This is a genomic window from Aminobacter sp. GW821-FHT11F06, assembly GCF_058808215.1.
This window is the reverse complement of sequence record NZ_JBXARL010000001.1, coordinates 629,261-651,992: the sequence shown is the minus strand read 5'-3', so window position 1 is coordinate 651,992 and position 22,732 is coordinate 629,261. Positions and strand designations below refer to the sequence as shown.

The 22,732-nt window shown below is 61.4% G+C and carries 22 protein-coding genes; 9 read left to right on the top strand and 13 right to left on the bottom strand.

The annotated features are described in order from the left end of the window. Positions 1-62 precede the first annotated feature (62 nt). Positions 63-1,205 (bottom strand): glycosyltransferase family 4 protein, encoded by a 1,143-nt coding sequence (locus AC1RTB_RS03210; RefSeq protein ID WP_492880643.1) that lies wholly within the window; start codon positions 1,203-1,205, stop codon positions 63-65. 15 nt (positions 1,206-1,220) lie between these two features. After that, positions 1,221-1,787, bottom strand: a complete 567-nt coding sequence (locus AC1RTB_RS03205) for a polysaccharide biosynthesis/export family protein (protein WP_492880415.1) — start codon at positions 1,785-1,787, stop codon at positions 1,221-1,223. A 201-nt stretch (positions 1,788-1,988) separates the two neighbouring features. Here AC1RTB_RS03205 and AC1RTB_RS03200 point away from each other — a divergent pair, with 201 nt between their 5' ends. Further along, a complete protein-coding gene (locus tag AC1RTB_RS03200) occupies positions 1,989-4,172 on the top strand; it encodes a GumC family protein (protein ID WP_492880414.1) in 2,184 nt (727 codons plus the stop codon). A 6-nt stretch (positions 4,173-4,178) separates the two neighbouring features. Here AC1RTB_RS03200 and AC1RTB_RS03195 read toward each other — a convergent pair whose 3' ends face one another. Next, positions 4,179-5,381, bottom strand: coding sequence for a GNAT family N-acetyltransferase (locus AC1RTB_RS03195; RefSeq protein ID WP_492880413.1), 1,203 nt, complete (start codon positions 5,379-5,381; stop codon positions 4,179-4,181). A gap of 88 nt (positions 5,382-5,469) precedes the next feature. Here AC1RTB_RS03195 and AC1RTB_RS03190 point away from each other — a divergent pair, with 88 nt between their 5' ends. After that, positions 5,470-6,519 (top strand): polysaccharide deacetylase family protein, encoded by a 1,050-nt coding sequence (locus tag AC1RTB_RS03190; RefSeq protein WP_492880412.1) that lies wholly within the window; start codon positions 5,470-5,472, stop codon positions 6,517-6,519. Positions 6,520-6,521: 2 nt separating this feature from the next. Here AC1RTB_RS03190 and AC1RTB_RS03185 read toward each other — a convergent pair whose 3' ends face one another. After that, the gene (locus AC1RTB_RS03185; protein WP_492880411.1) at positions 6,522-6,740 is read right to left on the bottom strand and encodes a DUF2842 domain-containing protein; all 219 of its coding nucleotides are present in this window, start codon (positions 6,738-6,740) and stop codon (positions 6,522-6,524) included. A gap of 168 nt (positions 6,741-6,908) precedes the next feature. Between AC1RTB_RS03185 and AC1RTB_RS03180 the strand changes: the two genes are divergently transcribed. Next, a complete protein-coding gene (locus tag AC1RTB_RS03180) occupies positions 6,909-8,003 on the top strand; it encodes a COX15/CtaA family protein (protein WP_492880410.1) in 1,095 nt (364 codons plus the stop codon). Here AC1RTB_RS03180 and AC1RTB_RS03175 read toward each other — a convergent pair. The 8 genes from AC1RTB_RS03175 to AC1RTB_RS03140 all read right to left on the bottom strand — a co-directional run bounded on the left by AC1RTB_RS03175 (position 7,993) and on the right by AC1RTB_RS03140 (position 13,395). Further along, positions 7,993-8,847 (bottom strand): aminoglycoside phosphotransferase family protein, encoded by an 855-nt coding sequence (locus AC1RTB_RS03175; protein ID WP_492880409.1) that lies wholly within the window; start codon positions 8,845-8,847, stop codon positions 7,993-7,995. The genes AC1RTB_RS03180 and AC1RTB_RS03175 overlap by 11 nt on opposite strands. Before the next feature lies 1 nt (position 8,848). Continuing rightward, positions 8,849-9,781, bottom strand: a complete 933-nt coding sequence (argC, locus tag AC1RTB_RS03170) for an N-acetyl-gamma-glutamyl-phosphate reductase (protein ID WP_492880408.1) — start codon at positions 9,779-9,781, stop codon at positions 8,849-8,851. An 88-nt stretch (positions 9,782-9,869) separates the two neighbouring features. After that, the gene (speB, locus tag AC1RTB_RS03165; RefSeq protein WP_492880407.1) at positions 9,870-10,826 is read right to left on the bottom strand and encodes an agmatinase; all 957 of its coding nucleotides are present in this window, start codon (positions 10,824-10,826) and stop codon (positions 9,870-9,872) included. 256 nt (positions 10,827-11,082) lie between these two features. Continuing rightward, positions 11,083-11,559 (bottom strand): 30S ribosomal protein S9, encoded by a 477-nt coding sequence (gene rpsI / locus AC1RTB_RS03160; protein WP_492880406.1) that lies wholly within the window; start codon positions 11,557-11,559, stop codon positions 11,083-11,085. A 2-nt stretch (positions 11,560-11,561) separates the two neighbouring features. Then, the gene (rplM, locus tag AC1RTB_RS03155; protein ID WP_492880405.1) at positions 11,562-12,026 is read right to left on the bottom strand and encodes a 50S ribosomal protein L13; all 465 of its coding nucleotides are present in this window, start codon (positions 12,024-12,026) and stop codon (positions 11,562-11,564) included. Positions 12,027-12,283: 257 nt separating this feature from the next. Continuing rightward, the gene (locus tag AC1RTB_RS03150; RefSeq protein WP_492880404.1) at positions 12,284-12,682 is read right to left on the bottom strand and encodes a type II toxin-antitoxin system HicB family antitoxin; all 399 of its coding nucleotides are present in this window, start codon (positions 12,680-12,682) and stop codon (positions 12,284-12,286) included. Positions 12,683-12,698: 16 nt separating this feature from the next. Beyond that, the gene (locus AC1RTB_RS03145; RefSeq protein ID WP_492880403.1) at positions 12,699-12,884 is read right to left on the bottom strand and encodes a type II toxin-antitoxin system HicA family toxin; all 186 of its coding nucleotides are present in this window, start codon (positions 12,882-12,884) and stop codon (positions 12,699-12,701) included. Between the two features lie 58 nt (positions 12,885-12,942). Then, entirely contained in the window at positions 12,943-13,395 is a 453-nt protein-coding gene (locus AC1RTB_RS03140) for a PaaI family thioesterase (protein ID WP_492880402.1), read from the bottom strand. A 158-nt stretch (positions 13,396-13,553) separates the two neighbouring features. Here AC1RTB_RS03140 and AC1RTB_RS03135 point away from each other — a divergent pair, with 158 nt between their 5' ends. The 6 genes from AC1RTB_RS03135 (at position 13,554) to AC1RTB_RS03110 (ending at position 17,609) form a co-directional block, all read left to right on the top strand. Further along, positions 13,554-14,375, top strand: a complete 822-nt coding sequence (locus tag AC1RTB_RS03135; protein WP_492880401.1) for an enoyl-CoA hydratase — start codon at positions 13,554-13,556, stop codon at positions 14,373-14,375. A 2-nt stretch (positions 14,376-14,377) separates the two neighbouring features. Continuing rightward, positions 14,378-14,800, top strand: a complete 423-nt coding sequence (locus tag AC1RTB_RS03130) for a VOC family protein (RefSeq protein ID WP_492880400.1) — start codon at positions 14,378-14,380, stop codon at positions 14,798-14,800. A gap of 63 nt (positions 14,801-14,863) precedes the next feature. Then, complete coding sequence (locus tag AC1RTB_RS03125; RefSeq protein WP_492880399.1) at positions 14,864-15,331, top strand: CoA-binding protein; 468 nt, start codon at positions 14,864-14,866, stop codon at positions 15,329-15,331. A 196-nt stretch (positions 15,332-15,527) separates the two neighbouring features. Continuing rightward, positions 15,528-16,811, top strand: coding sequence for an O-acetylhomoserine aminocarboxypropyltransferase (locus AC1RTB_RS03120; RefSeq protein ID WP_492880398.1), 1,284 nt, complete (start codon positions 15,528-15,530; stop codon positions 16,809-16,811). Positions 16,812-16,880: 69 nt separating this feature from the next. Beyond that, a complete protein-coding gene (locus AC1RTB_RS03115; protein WP_492880397.1) occupies positions 16,881-17,225 on the top strand; it encodes a cupin domain-containing protein in 345 nt (114 codons plus the stop codon). Positions 17,226-17,321: 96 nt separating this feature from the next. Further along, positions 17,322-17,609 carry a GIY-YIG nuclease family protein gene (locus AC1RTB_RS03110; protein ID WP_492880396.1) on the top strand — a complete coding sequence of 96 codons (288 nt, stop codon included), beginning with the start codon at positions 17,322-17,324 and terminating at the stop codon, positions 17,607-17,609. 757 nt (positions 17,610-18,366) lie between these two features. On the opposite strand, the gene AC1RTB_RS03105 is transcribed toward AC1RTB_RS03110, so the two are convergent. After that, the gene (locus tag AC1RTB_RS03105) at positions 18,367-22,149 is read right to left on the bottom strand and encodes a vitamin B12-dependent ribonucleotide reductase (protein WP_492880395.1); all 3,783 of its coding nucleotides are present in this window, start codon (positions 22,147-22,149) and stop codon (positions 18,367-18,369) included. Positions 22,150-22,732 lie beyond the last annotated feature (583 nt).

Genomic DNA, 22,732 nt, shown 5'->3' with positions numbered 1-22,732 from the left:
GATCGACATATCAAAGATGAGCTAAGAAACCCTTGAGCTGGGTGGACGCCTTCTAATCGTGTTCAGCCGCCTCTTGGTGCGAGCGCCGCGAAGTATGCTTTTTCGACGTCGCGAGCCATCACCGCTACGCCAAAACGTGATTTCAAGCTGCAGATATCCGGCATCAATGCTGCGTAGTCGGCAGGCGAATTCAGGGCCTCGAGCATTTTCTGGCTGATCTCGCCTGCATCGGGGCTCACCAGGGCAGGGGACGCCGATCCCAGAATTTCAGGAATGCCGCCAACAGCCGTCGCCACGATTGGCTTGCCGGCAGCAAGCGTCTCCAGCACGATGTAAGGCATCGCCTCAGCGCGCGATGGAACGACAACGACCTGGGCGAGGGCAAAGGCCTCGCGTGCCGGCATCGGGGCGATGAAACGCACATTGCTGGAGAGTTTCAGCCCTTTTACCTGCGCGTGATAGCGCGGCAGGTCCTCGCCGTCGCCAACCATCACGGCAGTCACGTCGCGACCAACATGTTGCCGCACCTTGTCCAGCGCATCGATGAAGAGGTCCGGCCCCTTCAAGTCGCGCATCATGCCGATATAGAGAAAATCGGCGGCGTCCGGCAGCGAAAACACCGGCTCGAACTCTGTATCGCGCAAGCCATTGTAGATGAGGCTGGTCGGCACGCGCGGTTTACCGACCTTGCGGATGAATGTGCGCCGCTCGTAGTCGGAGACGAAAAGCAGGTGGTCGGTGAAGCGTTCCATCAGGCGTTCGAGCCCGAAGAACAGCTTTCCGGTCGCGGTCCTTTCGTCATAGTGCAGGGAGCCGCCATGCGGTGAGTAGACGCGGGCCACGCAATACCTTGAAACCCGCAACAGTGAGCCGAACGCACGCGCATAGACGCCACCCTTGGCGCCGTGCCCGTGCAGCACGTCCGGCCGCAATTCCTTGATGATCTTGTAGGTGCGCCACCCCGAAGCGATGTCGCCGGGGCCGATATGGCGTTGCATCGATGTGCGCCTGATGCCAAGCGCCAGCATTGGACTGATCGCCTCGAACAGGCGCTCTTCATGGTCGCCGCCGGTGGTCGAGTCGCAGATGATGCCGACCTGGTGTCCGGCGGCCACCTGGGCCTCCGTCAAATCGCGCACATGCCTGAAGATGCCGCCGACCGGCGACCTGAAGCAGTGGACGATCCGGAGCTTGCGGGGCGCGATCTGCTGCACGGCGCTTTAGAACAGCCGCTCGCGGACATAGATGGTGTCGCCAGGCAGCAGAGGATCAGTCGTCAGCACGCGGCCGGTCATCACCTTGCCGTTGATGTCACGGGTGATGTCGACGTCGCCCTGGTTGGCACGGGCGCTGTAGCCGCCGGCTATAGCCACTGCTTTTTGCACCGTCAGCCCCGGAACATAGGAATACTGCCCTGCGGCACCGACTTCGCCCATGACGAAGATCGGACGGTAGCGATCGACCTCGACCGATACGTCCGGGTCGCGCAGATAACCCTGGCGAAGCTTGGTGGCCAGGGCCTTTTCGACTTCCTGGGCAGTGTAGCCACGCGCCGGCACACCGCCGACGAGCGGGAAGGAAATATAGCCCGATTGGTCGACACTATAGGTATTGGTCAAGCCTTCCTGCTCGAAGACGGTGACGCGGATGCGGTCGCCGGCGCCGAGCCGATAGGGCTGGTCGAGCACTTCATGAAAGGCAGCAGGCGCGGGGCGATAGCTCGAGCAGCCGCTGACGATCAGCATGGCTGCGAGTAGCGCATGGCAAAAGGGAAGGGAGCTTTTCATTTCGGCAGACACACCTTCGACTGCTTGCCGCCACGCTGCGGAATATCGGTTCGCGATTGTTATCGTCTTGTTAGGGTTAATGCCCGGTAAAGGGAGGCGTCATCTTGCGCGAATGAAGTCGAGCGCCGCGTTGCGATGTTAACGCCTGGGTTACCATGTTTGTTTACCGTGCAGTCTGCTCAGCCTCGGAGTAGGAATTGCATGTCTGGCGTCCAATCCACTGCCGGTGATGTCGATGTCGATCTCGGCCAGCTCTTCGCCAGTCTCGCGAGGAACTGGCTGCGCCTGGTGCTGTTTTCCGTGGCCGTCACTGGGCTGGCCTTTGTGCTTGCCTCGCTGGCGACACCTCAATACCGCGCCGAGACGCGTCTGCTGATCGAAACGCGCGAGTCGGTGTTTACGCGGCCTGACGGCAGCAGCGAGAATGAGCGGCCCATCCTTGACGAGGAGGGGGTCACCAGCCAGGTCGAGGTCATCGGTTCGACCGATATCCTCAAGCAGGTTGCCAAGAAGCTCGATCTGGCCAGTCGGCCGGAATTCGACGCCGCATCCCAGATGTCGACGATTTCACGTCTTCTGGTCATCGCCGGGCTCAAGAGCGATCCCAATGAACTGCCGCCGGAGGAGCGTGTGCTCAAGGCGTTCCGCGAGAGGCTGAATGTCTATCGTGTTGAAAAGTCGCGCGTCATTGTCATTCAGTTTTCGTCGTCGGACCCCAAGCTTGCGGCTGCTGTGCCGAATGCCATTGCCGAGGTCTATCTCGACTTCCAGCGCAGCTCCAAGCTTGAGTCGAGCACCGAGGCGACCGACTGGCTGAAGCCGGAAATTGCCGACCTCAACAAGCGCGTCAAGGATGCCGAAGCGCGTGTCGCGAGTTTCCGGTCGCAATCCGACCTGTTGGTCGGCCAGAACAATTCAGCCCTTGCCACCCAGCAGCTTTCCGAACTTTCCAGCGAATTGTCGCGCGTTCGTGCCAACCGTTCGGCTGCCGAAGCCACAGCCCAGAGCGTGCGCCAGGCATTGAAGAGTGGCGGCTCGATCGATGCGGTGCCGGAGGTGCTGTCTTCGGGCCTCATCCAGCGTCTGCGCGAACGCCAGATCCAGCTCAGGACCGACATCGCCGATCTTTCGACCTCGCTTCTGCCGAACCATCCGCGCATCAAGGCGCTCAATTCTCAACTTGCCGACCTGGATGTGCAGATCCGCGCGCAGGCCGAAAAGGTTCTGGCTGGCCTCGTCAATGAGGCGGCGAGTGCCGATCTTCGCGAAAAACAGCTTGTTGCCGACCTCAACAGGCTGAAGGTCGAATCAGGGCGCGTATCGGAAGAAGAAGTCGAACTTCGTGCCCTGGAGCGCGAGGCCGCCGCACAGCGCGCATTGCTCGAATCCTATCTCACCCGCTATCGCGAGGCCGCCTCGCGTCAGGATCGCAACTATCTGCCGGTGGATGCCCGTGTGTTTTCCAGCGCGATCGTGCCGTCAGAATCCTATTTCCCGAAGATTGTCCCGATTGTCGGCGCGGCCTTTGTCGGTTCGCTGTTGCTGATGGCGATCTTCACACTGTTGCAGGAACTGTTTTCCGGCCGTGCCATGCGCCCGGCAGCAGGTGCTCGCGTAACGCCGGTCACCCAGGTAGCGATGCCTGTCCGCCGCGTGGCAAGCCTGCCGGAAGAGGGGACGCCGCGTTCGTGGGACAACGCCGAAGAGCAGGCCGTCGCGGCTGAGCTTGCGGACTACGATCCCAACGAGCCGGCGATTGCCGCCGAAGAGGAGCTAGCCCCGGTCGCCCATGCCGGCATCAGCATCGAGACAGCGGCCGAAAGGCTGATCGCTGGCGGTGCCGCTCGTGCCATCTTCATTTCGCCCGAGGGCGACGATGCGGCGGCGACCGCAGTGCTCGTCGCGCGTGAGGTGGCTGATGCCGGCCTGCGCGTCCTGTTGCTCGACCTGACCGCCACAGGCGCCGCATCGCGGCCGATGCTCGACGGCGGCCGTTATCCCGGCATTACCAACCTTCTTGCCTCAGAAGCCCAGTTCACCGACGTCATCCGCGCTGATCATTATTCGGATTGCGATGTGATTCCGGTCGGCACGGCCGATCCGGCTCGTGCCATGCGCGCCGCCGACCGCCTGCCGATCATCATGGAATCGCTGACGACTGCCTATGATCTGGTTGTGGTTGAGTGTGGACCGGCGGATGCCGACGAGATCAGGCGCCTTGTCGGCGACGGCACGGAAGTGCTGGTCAGCTTCCTGCGCCATGACGACGAGATCGCCAATGCCGCCGATGGCCTGCGCGCCGGCGGTTACGGGGATGTCATCCTTGTGACCCCGGTTGGCCATGAGTTGCCGACGACACCGCAGCCGACACGTTCGGCTGCCTAGCCTGGGTCAGTCTTCCTCGACAGTTGCTGCCTTGCCGCGCACGCCGGACCTCAGCCGCTTGGCCAGAGCCCATAGCGTGGCGTTGTTCTTGATCGCGCCCTTGAGGCGCGACGTCGATCTAAGGCCAAGCGCATAGAGCCGACCCTTCGTCGTTAATGGCACCAGCACGTCGGCATGCCGGATCTCGAGATTGCACCACTGGCGCTTGTAGGGTTCATCACCGACGCTGAAGTCGTAGGCAGCGAATCCCTGGCGGCAGGCCTCGGAGATGTTGTCGAAGAACAGGTATTCGCCCGGGCTGGCATAGGCCAGTTCGTCGTCGGCGATGGCGCCGAATTCGCAGATCAGGCGGTTGCCGGCCCGGCTTGAGCCGGTGACCGCGCGGTATTTGCCTGCGACCTCCAGCCCGTGCAGCACAAAGGACGGCTTGTCATGCTGTAGCGCATCGACGAAAAGCTTGCGGAAGAAACTGCGTACCCCGGCGTCGGCAAATACGTCGGTGATGCCCATCGTGCCAAAGCGCTGCTGTTTCATGGCGAAGAAGGCGTCGAGCATCGCGTTTGCGTCGGCGGCCGTGGTCGCCACAATGCGCCGTGCACCGCCAACGGCCTCGTACTTCCGCTCCTGGCTGCGATGCCGCTTGCGTTTCCTCTTGCCATTGGTGCGGGTGAGAACCGCTTCGAAGCCGCCATCGAGATCGACTGCAAGCGCCAGGTTTGGGCTCGGCGCGGAGGGCAGCTTGAGCAGCGGGTTGGGCAGGCCGCGGAATTCGGCCATAAGGCGGTCGAACGCAACGAGATCGATATCGGGACGAACTTGCCTGATCGAACCGACGAGCGCTTCGATGTCATGCGCGTTTGCTGCTGCCAGCCAATTCCTGTCGACTGCCGGAAAGTTGCCGTTGGCATGCGTACCGCCCAGGAAGCGCGCGATGCGGAATGGTCCTTCGCGGCGGACTTCAAGCACGACAGAGAGGACTAGGTGCCCGTTGGCGCTCAAGGTCGCAATAACAGCGTCGGGTTTGTTGGTGTCGATCCAGGCAGACACCCATTCGGGGCTCTGGGCCGGTGCGTAGATGTTGGTGAAGTTGCCGTAAGTGTTGAGGGTCTCACTTGAAGCTGGAAAGGCTGCCGCCGTTACGTCGCCGGCGAAATCCGCAGCCTTGCGCAGCAAGACATCGTTTTCGCTGGGGGCAGGAGCGTCAACCATACTTCAATCCTTGCCGGTTATTGATCGGCACCTGGAGCAGTCCTCGGCATGCTCGATGCCGCCAAACCTAGGCGCCAAAGGTGAAGGAATGATCGACGCAGCCCGAAAGCTGGCTTTCCTGCTGATCGGATATAGTGGTCTGAGCGCACTTGCCAGGCCGCTGGTCGGCAGCGTCGGCGCGATCCTGATGCTTCATCGCGTGACCGCGCTTCTTGAACGGCCGGAAAGCCCCAACCGACACCTCAGCATCACGCCGCAGTTTCTCGATGCGCTGATCGGTGAGATGAAGCGCATGGGCTACGCCTTTGTGACGATGGACGAAGCGGTGGTGCGCGTGCGCCAGCCAGGCAAGGGCGGGCTGTTTGCGGTATTGACCGCCGACGATGCTTATCGCGACAATCTGACCGAGGCTCTGCCGGTTCTGGAAAAGCATGCCGCGCCTGTTGCGATCTATGTCGCGCCCGGCCTGACGGGCGGCGATGTCGATCTTTGGTGGGAAGTTCTCGACGACATAGTCGAGGCCGGCCGGCCGCTTTCGATTGCCATGCCGGGCGGCGAATTGAAGCTCGATTGTTCGACGCCGAATGGCCGCTCAGAAGCGTTCCGGCGCTTGTCAGACCACATCACCAGCGAGTTGCGGGAAGAAGACCAGCGCGCGGCCTTGCGCGGCTGGGCCGACATGGTGGACGTCGATGCCTCTGCCCTCAACCGCAAGCTTTTGATGGACTGGAACGAGATCAGGCGCTGCGCTGCGCATCCTCTGGTCACCATCGGTGCGCATTCGGTTCATCACTACAATCTCAAGCGGCTGAGCAGGCAAGCAGCGCTGCGCGAGATCTATCGTTCACGCAACATGATCGAGGCCGAGCTTGGCAGCGCGCCGCGCCATTTCGCCTATCCCTACGGTTATGCGGCGGCGGCGGGCCTGCGCGAAACCGAACTCGCGCGCGAGGCTGGCTATGTCTCGGCGGTGACAACGCGCCATGGCGTGCTTAGGCCCGAACATGCTGGCTGCTTGCATGCGTTGCCGCGGCTTTCAGTCAACGGGCGACACCAGGAACTGGCGGTGATGCGAGCCATGCTGTCTGGAGCAACGACCTTGATGGCAAATCGCGGCCAGCGGCTGGTGACGGTGTAGGCTTAGCGGATGGCGGATTTGGGGGGCTTGACCATCCATTTGATGATCCACATCGCCGGCAGGATCCAAAGCAGGCCGCTGAAGAAGAAGAAGGCCAGGTGCACGACCGGCCCGGACTGCGACAGCTGCGCGACCGCCACCATGGTTGCGATCAGCGCATAGACGATCACCAGCAGCACCAGCAGCACGGTTCCGATCAGCTTCTTGACGCGAACGGGCATTTCTTGATCCTTTATCCAGGCTTCGCATAGTCGCTCCCGCCAGCCGACGCAACCGCAGAGGATACGCCGCTATGCGGCGCGACTGCGTGTCGCGTGGGTCGAACTTGCCAGCGAAGCCGCTATGGTCCACCAGTCCGGCGAGTTTCGAACGAGCCGGGAACGATTGTCATGTCCGCGATGACCAACACTGCTGCACCGCTTGCTCAACGTGACAGGGAGCTGCACAACCGCGCGCTCGTGCGCGGCTGGCTTTATGTCGTGCTGCTGGTTCTGTTCGCGCTGGTCATGGTCGGCGGTGCCACGCGCATGACCGGTTCCGGTCTCTCCATCACCGAATGGAAGCCGATCCACGGCGTCATCCCGCCGCTCAACCAGGCGGAATGGCAGGAAGAGTTCGAAAAGTACCAGCAGATCCCGCAATACGAGCAGGTCAACAAGGGCATGACCGTTGACGAGTTCAAGGGCATCTTCTGGTGGGAATGGGCGCACCGGCTGCTCGCGCGCGGCGTTGGTTTCCTTGTCGCCATTCCGCTGGCCTTCTTCTGGCTCACGGGCCGTCTCGAACGCCGGCTGAAGCCACGTCTTGTCGGTCTGCTGGCGCTGGGCGGCCTGCAAGGTGCCGTCGGCTGGTGGATGGTCGCCTCTGGCCTGTCGGAACGTGTCTCGGTCAGCCAGTACCGTCTGGCGATCCATCTGACCTTTGCCTGCATCATCGTCACCGCAGTTGCCTACATCGCACGAGGGCTTGCGACCTATTCGCAAGCGCCGGCCAATCGCCAGGTCCAACGCTTCTCGGGCATCATGGTTTTGCTGGTGCTGTTTCAGATCTATCTAGGCGCTCTGGTCGCCGGTCTCCATGCCGGCCTGTCCTACAACACCTGGCCGCTGATGGATGGGGCGATCATTCCAGGCGATCTGCTGGTCATCGAGCCGGTCTGGCGCAATTTCTTCGAAAGCCCCAAGACGGTGCAGTTCATCCACCGCATGTTCGCCTACACTGTGCTGGTGGTCGCACTTTGGCACGCCTTCTCGACCATGCGGGCAGCACCCAAGACGACGCATGCGCGCCGCGCCTGGATGCTGGTGATCTTGATCCTTGGTCAGGCCGCTATTGGCGTCGGCACGTTGCTGATGCAGGCGCATATGCATTGGGCGCTGTTGCATCAGGGTTTTGCGCTGATCGTGTTGATTTTCGCTACCGCCCATTGGCGCGGCACCAAGGGTGCTTATCCCTTGGAAAACGACGTCGAGATCAGAAGTTAGCCCGCACGTTGCGGACTGCCGCGACCACGGCGAGTTCGCTGTTTTCGTCGGCGTCATTGCGGTCTTCGGCATGCCAGGATGCCGAGAGGCAGCCCCAGGCAATGGCATGATCGAGGATCGCGTCGGGACGCTGCCCAAGCGTCCTGGCGAAAATCTCAGCCATATAGGCGATGCGCTCCGGCACGACGCAGAGATCGGCTTGGCGATCGAGCGGGTTGTAGAAAAAGTTCGCTGCGTCGAAGCCAGGATCGCCCAGAATGCCCTTGGGGTCGATCACCAGCCAGCCGCGCTCGCCGAACAGGACATTGTCGTGGTGCAGGTCGCCATGCAGCACGCGCACATCGTGCGGGTTTGACAGCAGGCGCTCCGCAATGACCGCTGCCTCCAGGTAGAGGCTCCCACTACCAGCATCACGATCAGCTCTGGCCTTCTTGAACAGGCTTGCGAAACGCTCCTGCAAGGGCTGCAAATCGGCCGGAGGCGGAACATCCGAGGGCGAAAGCAGCTTGGCCAACACCTCATTGGCGATGTCGGTCGCGTGCCGGTCGCCATGCTCGTTCAATTCATCGACAAGGAGTCGGTCGCCGGCATATTCGAGCAGCATGTTGTGCCCCTCGAAGCCGAGCAGCCGGACTGCGCCGACGCCGTCGCGCCATGACAGGTAATGCGCGCCGCGAAGCTCGTCGGCGACGTCGTCGAAAGGCTTGAGCGCCTTGACGACGGCAGGGCTGCCGTCGGCAAGTCGCACCTTCCAGATGCGGCTGGAAAACGTTTCGGCAATGAGCTGGGGATCGCTGACGTTCCAGTGATCCGGCCACCGGGCTGGAACGGCAGCCTGATCCATCTTAGTGCTTGAGTCCGAGCATCAGGTCCATGTTCTGGACTGCGGCACCCGAGGCGCCCTTGCCGAGATTGTCGTAGACGGCGATCAGCAATGCCTGCGCGCGGCTGTCATTGGCGCTGACATAGAGCTTCATCTTGTTGGTGCCGTTGAAGATTTCGGGCTGGATGTTGTCGCTGCGTTCGAAGTCGATGAGCGGCGCGACCTCGATCACACCGCCCTTGAGGCCGGCATAGTGGTCGGCGAGTGCCGCGTGCAGTTCCGCACCAGTCGGCACCTTGGCAAGGCGGCCCAGCTGTAGAGGAACCACGGTGATCATGCCCTGCGCGAAATTGCCAACGGCCGGTTGCATGATCGGATCGTGCGCGAGCTTGGCGTAAGTGCGCAACTCCGGCACGTGCTTGTGCTTGAGCATCAGGCCGTAGGGCAGGAATTCGGGCGAATCCTCGCCCAGCGCCTCGTAATCTTCGATCATCTGGCGGCCGCCGCCAGAATAGCCGGAGATACCGTTGACGGTAACCGGGAAGTCAGCCGGCAGAAGCCCCGCCGCGATAAGCGGCCGCAGGCCGGCTATCGGCCCCTGTGGCCAGCAGCCGGGGTTGGCGACGCGCTTCGATGCCGCGATCGCCTTCATCTGCGCTTCGTCCATTTCCGGAAAGCCGTAGGTCCAGCCGTCCGCAACGCGGTGCGCGGTCGATGCGTCAATGACGCGCGTGGTGTTGTTTTCGATCAGCGCGACGCTCTCGCGCGCCGCATCGTCGGGCAGGCACAGGATCGCCACATCGGCCGCATTGAGGAATTCGGCGCGTGCAGCCAGCTCCTTGCGGCGCTCGACGGGCACCGAAATGACTTCGAGGTCATGGCGTCCGGCGAGCAGCGCCCTGATCTGCAGACCGGTGGTGCCGTGTTCGCCGTCGATGAAGATTTTCGGTTTCATTGTCTGTCATTCCGTAGAAAGATGTGTATCATTTCAAAAGCTTATGGCTGAATTCGGACTCTGTCCGGCAAGTCCTTGAATCAGCGTCTCAGGCCGTGTCACGCGCCTTCTTCTCGGCCAGAAGGCCGAGATAGTGCATCGCGACCGTCGAGCCTGCGATGGCCGTAATATCGGCATGGTCGTAGGCCGGCGCAACCTCAACGACGTCGGCGCCGACAATATCGATCTGGGTCATCTGGCGCAGCACCGAAAGGATCTTGGCCGAGGAGGGGCCGCCCGCAACGGGCGTGCCGGTTCCAGGCGCATAGGCCGGGTCGAGGCAGTCGATATCGAAGGTGACGTAGGTCTTCTTGCCACCGGTCCGCTCGGCGATCGCATAGGCGATGTCGGCAGCCCGCATCTCCTCGACCTCATGGCCATAGAGGATCTTGATGCCGAAATCGTCGGGCGCATGGGTGCGGATGCCGATCTGGATCGAACGGTCGGGATCGATGATGCCCTCTTTCACCGCACGTCCGACGAAGGAACCGTGGTCGATGCGCTTGCCGTCGTCCGGCCAGGTGTCCTGGTGGGCGTCGAACTGCACCAGCGCCATCGGGCCGTGGATCGCAGCATGTGCCTTGAGCACCGGCCAGGTAACGAAATGGTCGCCGCCGAGCGTCAAAAGGAACGCGCCCGATTTCAGGATTTTTGCCGCCTCGCGTTCGATTGTCGCCGGCGTCTTCTGATGGTTGCCGCTGTCGAGCAGGCAGTCGCCATAGTCGACGACTGCAAGATCGTCGAACAGGTCGCGGTTGAAAGGATATTGCGGGTCGCAATCGAAGATCGCCGAGGCGCGGCGGATCGCCTGCGGGCCAAAGCGCGCGCCCGGACGGTTGGTCACGGCGGCATCGAAGGGAATGCCCCAGACCACCGCATCGGCGCCCGCAACGTTCTTGGAATACTTGCGTCGCATGAAAGACAGGGCCCCTGCATAGGTCGGATCACCCGAGCGGCCGGTGTTCGTCCGCGCGGTGAAGGCGTGATCGATCGATGAAGTGGGCATGGGCAGTCTCCGCAGTCGGTCTATCGGAATTCGAGGGGCAAGAACTACAGAAGCCGGCCGCAACATACCAGCCCCGAGGTGCAATGCGCCTGACGGCATGGAGGCAGGCGCATTCACGGGGCTGACATCGGCCCTGCGCGCCTCGGTCGTCACGGCTCAGCAGGTCGTGGCACGCATCCTTCGGCCATCGAGCGGTTCCCATAACGAAAAAGGCCACCCGAAGGTGGCCTTTCCCAAATTGTGATCTGCGAAGCGCTTAGCGCTTGGAGAACTGGAAGCTCTTGCGGGCCTTGGCCTTGCCGTACTTCTTGCGCTCGACGACACGGCTGTCGCGCGTCAGGAAGCCACCCTTCTTGAGCACGCCGCGCAGCGTCGGCTCGTAGTAGGTCAGCGCCTTGGAGATGCCGTGACGAACAGCGCCGGCCTGGCCCGAGAGACCACCGCCGACGACGGTTGCGATGATGTCGTACTGGCCAACGCGGGCAGCAGCGACGAGCGGCTGGTTCAGGATCATCTGCAGCACGGGGCGCGCGAAGTAAGCCGCGAATTCCTTGCCGTTGACGACGATCTTGCCGGAGCCGGGCTTCACCCAGACGCGGGCGATGGCGTCCTTGCGCTTGCCGGTGGCGTAAGCGCGGCCGTTCTTGTCGAGCTTCTGGACATGAACCGGAGCGGCAGGCTGCACCGAAGCGGTCACGGTGCCGAGTTCTGCGAGCGAGCTGAGATCAGCCATGATTACGAGGCCTTCTTGTTCTTGGCGTTCAACGCGCCGACGTCGAGCGTCACGGGCAGCTGAGCGACATGCGGATGTTCGGCGCCTGCATAGACGCGGAGATTCTTCATCTGGCGACGGCCAAGCGGACCACGCGGGATCATGCGCTCAACGGCCTTTTCCAGGACACGCTCGGGGAAACGGCCCTCGAGCAGCTGGCGCGCGGTGCGCTCCTTGATACCGCCGGGGTGGCCGGTGTGCCAGTAGTACACCTTGTCGGTGAACTTCTTGCCGGTGAACACGACCTTGTCGGCGTTGATGATGATGACATTGTCACCGTCGTCGACGTGAGGCGTGAAGGTGGGCTTGTTCTTGCCACGGAGGATGTTGGCGACGATGGTGGCGAGACGGCCGACGACGAGACCTTCGGCGTCGATCAGCACCCACTTCTTCACCACGTCCGCAGGCTTCTGCGAAAAGGTTGTCATGGTTATATGCTTTCGGTTCGGACCTTCAGGAGAAGGCGTTTCTTGTTGCTTTCATTGGCAAAAGGCCGAAGCCCTAGCCAATAACAAAACGGCGACCCAATGCGAGCCGCTGCTTTGGATGGGCTTATAGGCGAGGGCAGGTGCGTCGTCAAGCGACGCAATCGGCCTGTTTTCCTGTAAAGTGAAGCGAAAACAATGGGATAGTGAAAAGGTATTATTTTACCACACGCGTCGGCGCGCGGCCGGCCGAAAGAGTCTCAATGCTTGGCTTCGATCTCGTGTCGCGCTGCGCTGGCGAGAAAAGCCGATCTGGTAACGCCGCGGGCACGCGCGGCAGCATCAATCGCGCGCAAAACACCCCGCTCGAAAGTGACGTTCGCGCGCACTACGGCGCTGTCATTGTCGATCAAAGGGACCGAAATCAGATAGCCGCCGGCTGAGAGCGCTTCCCGAACATCTCGCAACGACAGGATGCTGGCGTGCGATGAAGGAGGAGGTAAAGGCATATCCTCAGCCCACAATTGCAGGGCTTCGACAGCGTTCGGCACCACCTCGTCCTGCTTGTCGGCAGCCGAAAAGCATCCCGGAAGGTCAGGAAAACGTACCCCGAAAGCACTGTCGGGGTCCTTTTCGACAAGCGCGAAATAGCTCCTCATCTCGACTCCTTGTTGTTCACTTTAACCAGCCGGCCTGCTTGGCGATTGCTCGCGCGGTACCGGTGGGCAAATCCTTCTCGGGATGTGGAAAGATCAGAACGACGTCGCCCTTGCGAAGTTTGTGATGTGACCCGCGAACCGAAATCAACTCGAAGCCTTCGTCTTTCAGGCGCTTGATGATCTTTCGACTGTCCCGCTCCATCCGGCTTCCCTGGTGCGCAATTATATACACATTTCTCTTGGCGAATTCCAGCTTTTCGTCAGCCCTGGCGCTTTGGCGGTACCGAATAGGTGCCGGTTGCATGCGCCACGGTTTGCTGGTCGGGGCCAGCGACGATATCGATGTCGAACACCATCAGGCTCTTGCCGAGCTTGAGGATGCGGCAGTGGCCGTCGATCGGCCCGGCTTTTGCCTTGCGCATGAAATTGATGTTGAGATTGGTCGTGACCGACAGCGCATCGGGTCCGGCGTGGCTGAGCACGCAGACATAGCCGCCAATGTCCGCAAGGGTAAACAGCGACGGTCCCGAAACCGTGCCGCCTGGCCTGAGATGGCGTTCGTCGGCGTTGAGCCGCACGGTGCAGCCGCCCGCAAACACATCGGTCACCTGATAGAAATCATAGTGGTCGTTGAGCTGCGGGTAGGCCTCTTTGAGGAGATCATTGACCTCGGCCGCGGTCATCAGCGGCTTCAATCCACTCTGTTCTGGCATGTTTTGGTCTTCCCCCTTGCGGAAGCCGCGTTCCGGTTGCCGCGTCTGATCGGTCGCCAACAAGACATAGTTGGGAACTAAGGTTCAAGGCTGCGCATATACGCTTATGCTTCGACCTAGGCGATTCTTTCGCCGCTTCGAACGCAAAGAGGGACAATATGGCGGAAATAGTAGCCATGAAGCGCAGCGAACCGGACAGTCCGGTCTGGTCCAGCCTTGAGAAGGGTGTCTTGCGCCTGACGCTTGCCAATCCGCCGGCCAATGCGCTTTCGCTCGACACCATGGCCGCACTTCAGTCGCAACTCGACGGTGCGCGCGACGACAAGGCGGTGCGGGTGATCGTGCTCGCGGCGTCGGGCAAGGTGTTCTGCGCCGGGCATGATCTCAAGGAAATGACGGCGCGCAGAAGCGATGCCGATCGCGGCCGCGCCTTTTTCGAACTCACCATGCAGCGCTGCTCGACGCTGATGCAATCCATTGTGCGTCATCCCAAGCCGGTCATCGCTGAAGTTGATGGTCTGGCCACCGCGGCCGGGTTGCAACTGGTTGCAAGCTGCGATCTCGCCATCGCCTCGGACCAGTCCACATTCTGCACGCCGGGCGTCAATATCGGCCTGTTCTGCTCGACGCCGATGGTTGCCCTGTCGCGCAATGTCTCACGCAAGCAGGCGATGGAAATGCTTCTGACCGGCGAAACGATCGATGCCACGACCGCGCGCGACTTTGGCCTGGTCAACCGGGTGGTGCCGCGTGAGTACCTGAATCATATTGTCGGAAAATACGTCCAAACCATTGTTTCGAAATCACCCTTGACGCTGAAGGTCGGCAAGGAGGCGTTCTACGCCCAGGCCGAGATGGGGTTGGCGGAGGCCTATGATCACGCCTCGCGGGTGATGGTCGAGAATATGCTGGCAAGGGATGCCGAGGAAGGCATCGGCGCCTTCATCGACAAGCGCGAACCGGAGTGGAAGGGAGAATAGGCTTGGAACCGCGGATATCGCTTGTGACCCTGGGGGTCGACAATCTCGACCGTGCGGTGCGCTTTTACGAAGCGATGGGACTTCAGCGAAACCAGTCGATCACCGACGGTGTGGCCTTCTTCCAGATGGGTGGGCTGGTGCTCGGCCTCTGGGGGCGCGACCAGCTTGCCACCGATGCGGGCATTGCCGGTGCGAAGGGCAGCTTCTCCGGCGTGTCGCTCGCCTACAACACGCGTTCCGAAGCCGAGGTCGATGACATGCTGGCAGCGGCCGAGCGCGCCGGTGGCCGCATCGTCAAGCCGGCGCAGCGCGCGTTCTGGGGCGGTTGGTATGGCTATTTCGCCGATACCGAGGGCCATTTGTGGGAAGTGGCGCACAACCCCGATTTTCCGATCGCCGGGGATGGCAGTATCTCGTTGCCGTGAAGCGCGATGCCTTTGCGGGACCTGCCGAAAACCGGTATCCAAGACCGTCGAACGAGGACGGCCATGAACCACGACGCCTATGACAATGCCTATATCGCCGACATCCTGAATTCGGTGAGGACAATCGCCGTTGTCGGTGCCTCGGCCAACGACGTCAGGCCGAGCTACTTCGTCACCAAATATTTGATCGACAAGGGCTATGAGGTCTTTCCGGTCAACCCGGGCCATGCCGGCACGGAGATCCTTGGCCTCATGACATATGCCAGCCTCGCCGACATTCCTGTGGCGATCGACATGGTCGATGTCTTCAGGGCCTCAAGTGCCGTGCCTGGCATCGTCGATGAGGTGCTCAAGCTTGATCCGCTGCCAAAAGTCATCTGGACGCAACTGACAGTGCGCCATGATGAGGCGGCCGCGCGCGCCGAGGCTGCCGGCATCAAGGTTGTCATGAACCGCTGCCCCAAGATCGAATATGCCAGGCTTGCCGGTGAGATCGGCTGGAATGGCGTCAATTCCGGCGTGCAGTCGTAGAAGCGTCCGCTCATGCGTGAGGGATCCCAGGGGGATTTCGCGCAAAATGGTCGCAGCAATCTTCGCTTTCGCCCAAGCTGCATGGAAAAATCGTGCTGCAAGTTGCACGCCGCCAGGAATAATCGTCTTTGCTTTCTGGCACGGGCTCCGCCAAAGATAGCCGCCGAATTCGACTGACATACCCTTGGAGGAACAAATGTCCCAGCGCGCTCCTGGTTTCAACACGCTTGCGGTTCACGCCGGCGCAAAGCCCGATCCAACAACCGGCGCTCGCGCCACGCCGATCTACCAGACGACGTCTTATGTCTTCGACGATGCCGATCACGCCGCCTCGCTGTTCGGGCTGAAGGCCTTCGGCAATATCTACACCCGCATCATGAACCCGACCCAGGCCGTGCTCGAGGAGCGTATCGCTGCCCTTGAAGGCGGAACCGCAGCACTGGCGACCGCTTCCGGCCACGCGGCGCAGCTGCTCGTGTTCCACAACCTGATGCGCCCGGGTGACAACTTCGTCGCTGCGACGCGCCTGTATGGCGGCTCGATCAACCAGTTCGGCCACGCCTTCAAGAATTTCGGCTGGGAAGCGCGCTGGGCCGATACCAACGACATCTCAAGCTTCGACAAGCAGATCGACTCCAAGACCAAGGCGATCTTCATCGAGAGCCTTGCCAATCCCGGCGGCACCTTCGTCGACATCGAAAAGGTCGCCGACATTGCCCGCAAGCACGGCTTGCCGCTGATCGTCGACAACACGCTGGCGAGCCCGTATTTGATCCGTCCGATCGAGCATGGTGCCGACATCGTCGTCCACTCGCTGACCAAGTTCATCGGCGGCCACGGCAATTCGATCGGCGGCGTCATCGTCGACGCCGGCACCTTCGATTGGTCGAAGTCGGGCAAGTACCCGATGCTGTCGGAGCCCAGGCCAGAATATGGCGGCGTCGTGCTGCATGAGACTTTTGGCAATTTCGCCTTTGCCATCGCCGCGCGCGTGCTCGGCTTGCGCGACCTTGGCCCGGCGATCTCGCCGTTCAACTCGTTCCTGATCCTCACCGGTCTCGAAACGCTGCCGCTGCGCATGCAGCGCCATTGCGACAATGCACTCACCGTCGCCGGCTGGCTCTCCGACCATCCCAAGGTCGAATGGGTCTCTTACCCCGGCCTCAAGAGCGACAAGAACCACGCGCTGATGAAGAAGTATTCGCCCAGGGGCGCGGGCGCTGTCTTCACCTTCGGTCTCAAGGGCGGCTACGAGGCCGGCGTCAAGTTCGTCGAGGCGCTGGAGCTGTTTTCGCACCTCGCCAATGTCGGCGACACCAAGTCGCTGGTCATCCACCCGGCTTCCACCACCCACCGCCAACTTTCCGACGCGCAGAAGGTGGCCGCCGGTGCCGGACCTGACGTGGTTCGCCTCTCGGTCGGCATCGAGGACGTCAGCGACATCGTCGCCGATCTCGAACAGGCGCTGGCCAAGGTCTGATCGGCCGTGCAAGACTTGGCCCCGGCAGCTTTGCGCTGCCGGGGCCTTTTGCTGTCTGGGAGTTGGATTTTGCCGAGATTTCTCACCATCGACGTAAGCAACATCGAGCCGGAATCAGGCGCGCCGGCCGAAGGCCGGTTGATTTCAGGCGATCCAAAATTCCTGACCTGGAACGCCGAGGAGGCCGATGGCGGCCTCTATGCCGGCATCTGGGAATCGACGCCGGGCAAGTGGCGCATCGAATATGACGAGTGGGAGTTCTGCCACATACTGTCGGGCGTCTCGGTCATCTCGGAAGACGGCGGCGAGCCCCGCACCGTTCGCACAGGTGACAGTTTTGTACTGCGACCCGGCTTTAAGGGAAGCTGGGAAGTGCTTGAAACGACTCGCAAGGAATATGTGATCCGGCTTTGAGGTGACCGACGCGGGACCAATGAATCATGTGTCCTGGAGGCTGTGTGGGGAAGCAGCCAGGCTTGCGTGCAACTTTGCCGCAACTAATCTCTCGCCATGACCGGCTACGTTTACATGTCCGCCAGCCAGAAGCGCGGCACGATCTATATCGGCGTGACCAATGACCTCGCCCGTCGTTTGCCGGAACACAAGTCCGGCGAGGGCACGGGCTTCACCGCGCGATATAGCGTGCATCGACTCGTCTGGTACGAGGAGCACTTCGACATCCGCGACGCCATCCAGCGCGAGAAATCGCTGAAGCGCTGGCCACGTCAGTGGAAGATCGAGTTGATCGAGAAGAGCAATCCCGAATGGTACGAGCTGTTTCGCGGGCTTGGGTGGTGATTGCCGGGAGCGGCCCCTCCGCTTCGTCATCCTCGGGCTTGACCCGAGGATCCATGCCGTGAGGGTGAGGAAGGTGGAGCGGGTGGAAGAAAGAGCACGCGTTCTGCACCGCTTGGGCACCGCCGCGATGTCACGGCATGGATCCTAGGGTCTTCGCGACGTCGCTGCGCTCCTGCTCCGCCCTAGGATGACGAAGAGCCGGAGCCTCGCGTTTTCGAAAAAGCGGTTGCTCGATCTCGACGAACCGGCAGCACACCAACCTTCTCCCGTGAAGGAGAAGGTTGGTGTGAACAGTTGCACCTATTTGCGGCGCGGCGGTTCGTTCTTAGTATCCCCGTAGCCGGGCTTCGGCACCCGCTCTATAGTGGTTGTGCTAGGGCGCCGCTCTGCCTCCTTGACGGGATGAACTGTCCCGTCTTGGAGCTACGGCCAATGTCGAAAGTCTTACGTTCGCTGGTTGCCATCGGAATCTCCCTGTTGGCAAATGCCGCTGCTACCTCGACTCGGAGCCCAGATGTCCCATATGGTGTCCTTGCTAGAGGAGGGGTCATCTGATCTCTTCGCCCCGCGTGGGCTTCGGCTCATTCGCGGTTTCCAAAGCCGATCCGAAAGGGTCGGCTTTGGTGTTTCTGGTCTCCGAAATGCCTCTTAAAACTCTTTAGAAACATTTCCTGATTTGTTCCCTTTGCCATTCCGGCCCGATACTAAGACCGGGCCGATGTTGTCGGGCTAGCTAGCTAATAAGAACTTCTGCCCCTCAGCTGCACCCGCTCGTCGAACCACAGGTATCGCACTTCTCGCAGGTGCCGTTGCGCACCATGGTGAAGTTCTGGCACTCCGAGCAGGAATTGCCGGTGTAGCCTTGCAGCATCGACTTGGCGCGGCGGTCGGCGGCGAGCTTCTTGGCCTCAGCGGCTTCCTGGGCAGCAGCGTCGGTGAACAGCGACGTCGTCACCGAGGTTTCCTCAATGGTCTCCTCGATCGCTATCTCTTCGACCAGTTCCTTGGCTCGCTCCTCATAGTCGCGCTTGTAGGCGGTCGATTCTTCCACCGAGATCGCGGTCTTGAGCGACAGCACGTTGGAACCGGAGAAGGCGGTGACCGGCGTGACACGCGCCGGCTGGCTCCCTGCGGCCATGCCCTTGGGATCGTTGCCGGTGACGCCGGAGACGACCTTGAGCGGGGAGGCGCCGCGGGTCAGGCCTTTGGAGAAGGGCAGGGCCTTGCCTTCGGTGATGCCTTTGCCGAGCGCGGTCTTGTCGAAATCCGACTGGTCGACATGGGCGAGGTCATGGCGGCTGAGATAGCTGACGGCGAGCTCGCGGAAGACATAGTCGAGGATCGAGGTGGCGTTCTTGATGGCATCGTTGCCGATGACCATGCCGGCCGGCTCGAACTTGGTGAAGGTGAAGGCCTCGACATATTCGTCGAGCGGCACGCCGTACTGCAGGCCAAGCGAGATCGAGATGGCGAAGTTGTTCATCATCGCACGGAAGGCAGCGCCTTCCTTGTGCATGTCGATGAATATCTCGCCAAGGCGGCCGTCGTCGAACTCGCCGGTGCGCAAATAGACCTTGTGGCCGCCGACGACCGCCTTCTGGGTATAGCCCTTGCGGCGGTTCGGCAGCTTTTCGCGCTCGCGGTAGAGGCGTTCGATGACACGCTCGACGATCTTTTCGGTGACCTGCACTGCCTTGGCGGCGGCGGGGGCGGCGATCAGCGCCTCGACGGCGTCGTCTTCATCCTCGTCCCCATCTGATATCAGCGAGGCATTGAGCGGCTGCGACAGCTTGGAGCCGTCGCGATAGAGCGCATTGGCCTTGAGCGCCAGCTTCCAGCTGAGCATGTAGGCGCTCTTGCAATCCTCGACCGTCGCCTCGTTGGGCATGTTGATGGTCTTGGAGATGGCGCCCGAGATGAAGGGCTGGGCGGCCGCCATCATGCGGATGTGGCTTTCGACGCTGAGGTAACGCTTGCCGATCTTGCCGCACGGATTGGCGCAATCGAAGACGGGCAGGTGCTCGTCCTTGAGGAACGGCGCGCCTTCCAGTGTCATCGCACCGCAGACATGGATGTTGGCGGCTTCGATATCCTTTTTCGAAAAACCGAGGGCCGGCAGCATCTCGAACGAGAAGTCGTTGAGCTGCTCGTCGGTGAAGCCAAACGTCTCCTTCACCCAATCGGCACCCAGCGTCCACTGGTTGAACACGAACTTGATGTCGAAGGCGCTCTTGAGAGCAGCGTTGAGCGCCTCGATCTTCTCGTCGGTGAAGCCCTTCGACTTGAGCGAACCGGGGTTGACGCCAGGCGCCTGGTTGAGATTGCCGTGGCCGACGGCATAAGCCTCGATCTCGGCGAGCTGGGCCTCGGTGTAGCCGAGCGTGCGCAGCGCTTCAGGCACCGCACGGTTGATGATCTTGAAGTAGCCGCCGCCGGCAAGCTTCTTGAACTTGACCAGCGCGAAATCGGGCTCGATGCCGGTGGTGTCGCAATCCATCACCAGGCCGATCGTGCCGGTCGGCGCGATCACGGTAGCCTGGGCGTTGCGGTAGCCATGCTTTTCGCCGAGTTCGATGGCGAGGTCCCAGGCAGCGCGGGCGTGCGTCACCAGTTCGGGCTGCCTGAGGTCGGAAGCGACCAGCGGCACCGGGTGGACCGACAGCTTTTCGTAGCCATCCTTGTTGCCATAGGCGGCACGGCGGTGGTTGCGCATGACGCGCAGCATGTTGTCGGCATTGCGGTCGTAGTCGGCGAAGGCACCGAGCTCGGAGGCCATCTCGGCCGAGGTGGCATAAGCCACGCCGGTCATGATCGCCGTCAGCGCGCCGCCGATGGCGCGGCCTTCGTTTGAGTCATAAGGAATGCCCGAGGTCATCAGCAGGCCGCCGATATTGGCGTAGCCGAGGCCGAGCGTGCGGTATTCGTAGGAAAGCTTGGCGATTTCCTTGGACGGGAACTGCGCCATCATGACCGAGATTTCAAGCACGACGGTCCACAGGCGCACAGTGTGCTCGTAGGCTGCGATGTCGATGGTGCCGTCGGTGTTGCGGTAAGGCAGAAGGTTGATCGACGCCAGGTTGCAGGCGGTGTCGTCGAGGAACATGTATTCCGAGCACGGGTTCGACGCACGGATGGCGCCAGCCGACGCGCAGGTGTGCCAGTCGTTCATCGTGGTGTTGAAGTGCAGGCCCGGATCAGCCGACGCCCAGGCGGCGTAGCCGATCTTTTCCCACAGGTCGCGCGCCTTGAGCGTCTTCATGACCTTGCCGTCCTTGCGGGCGGTCAGGTGCCAGTCACTGTCCTTCTCGACCGCCTGGAGGAAATCATCCTTCAGCGAGACGGAATTGTTGGAGTTCTGGCCCGAAACGGTGAGGTAGGCTTCCGAATCCCAATCGGTGTCGTAGGTCTTGAAGTCGATCGAGGTGTAGCCCTGCTTGGCGAACTGGATGACGCGGTAGATGTAGTTCTCCGGCACCGAATTCTTCTTGGCGGCCTTGATCTCGCGCTTGAGCGCGGTGTTGATCGCGGGATCGAAGCAATCGTCATCCTGGCCTTCGCAGTTGACGCAAGCGGCCATGATCTTGGCGAGGTGCTGCTTGACGATCTTGGAGCCGGTGACCAGGGCTGCGACCTTCTGCTCTTCCTTCACCTTCCAGTCGATATAGGCCTCGATATCGGGGTGGTCGGCGTCGACGACGACCATCTTGGCGGCGCGGCGCGTGGTGCCGCCCGACTTGATGGCGCCGGCGGCACGGTCGCCGATCTTGAGGAAGCTCATCAGGCCCGACGACTTGCCGCCGCCCGACAGCTTTTCGCCTTCGCCGCGCAGATGCGAGAAGTTGGAGCCGGTGCCCGAGCCATATTTGAACAGGCGCGCTTCACGCACCCACAGATCCATGATGCCGCCCTCGTTAACGAGGTCGTCGGCGACAGACTGGATGAAGCAGGCATGCGGCTGGGGGTGTTCGTAAGACGACTTCGACTTGGTCAGCTTGCCGGTGAAGGGGTCGACATAGAAATGGCCCTGGCCGGGGCCGTCGATGCCATAGGCCCAATGCAGGCCGGTGTTGAACCACTGCGGCGAGTTCGGCGCGACGCGCTGGGTGGCGAGCATGTAGGACAGCTCGTCCTTGAAGGCGCGGGCGTCGTCTTCGGACTTGAAGTAGCCGCCCTTCCAACCCCAGTAGGTCCAGGTGCCGGCGAGACGGGAGAACACCTGGCGGGCGTCGATCTCGGAGCCGTAGCGTTCGTTTTCGGGCAGTTTTTCGAGTTCGACCTCATCGGCGACGGAGCGCCACAGGAAGGAGGGAACGTCGTTTTCCTCGACCTTCTTCAGGCGGGCGGGCACACCGGCCTTGCGGAAATACTTCTGCGCCAGGATGTCGGCGGCGACCTGAGAGAACTGCGCCGGCACGTCGATGTTGTCGAGCCGGAAGACCACCGAGCCATCCGGATTCTTGATCTCGGAAAGAGCCTTGCGGAATTCGATCTCCGCATAGGCCGATTGTCCATCCTTGGTGAAACGCCGCTCGATGCGCATCGGTCGATTTCCTTTTGTCTATATATAGCGTCTTTCGCGGGAAATTTCCCGGTGCTTGTGCGAAAGGCGCAATGCCGCTTGATCCGGCCGCGTCAACGGCCGATTGCCCTATCCCGCATCTGTCGCTGCCTGGCCTGGAAAACCCCTTTCGGAGCCTGTTCCCGCCAGCCCGCGGACCGTTGCGGGTCCTTGAAACTGAAACTTTGGTTGCGATTCCCTCATGGAGGGCTACTCACACTATCTAGCGATCAGGCTGCTCGCAAACACTAAATATAGTGTTAACAGAAGATTTCCGCCAGTCCCACATTTTTATCATCCAACCTCTTGGACTTCTGGAAACCGCACGCTTCGGCGCCCCGCAGGGCGGAGGTAAATGCGAGCAAATACGCACAAAATCTGGGAAAAGGACCGGGCTCTTAACAATCCGGCCGCACACTCAACAAGCGCGCCTGAGTCATAAAAGGCGACTCGTCATCCAACGTCAAGGAGTCGTTCTTGTAGATTTTGTGACCCCAACATCTTGTGTGTCACTTATGTGGATAACGGGGAGAACCGGCTTCGCGAACAAAGCCGGCGCAATAGC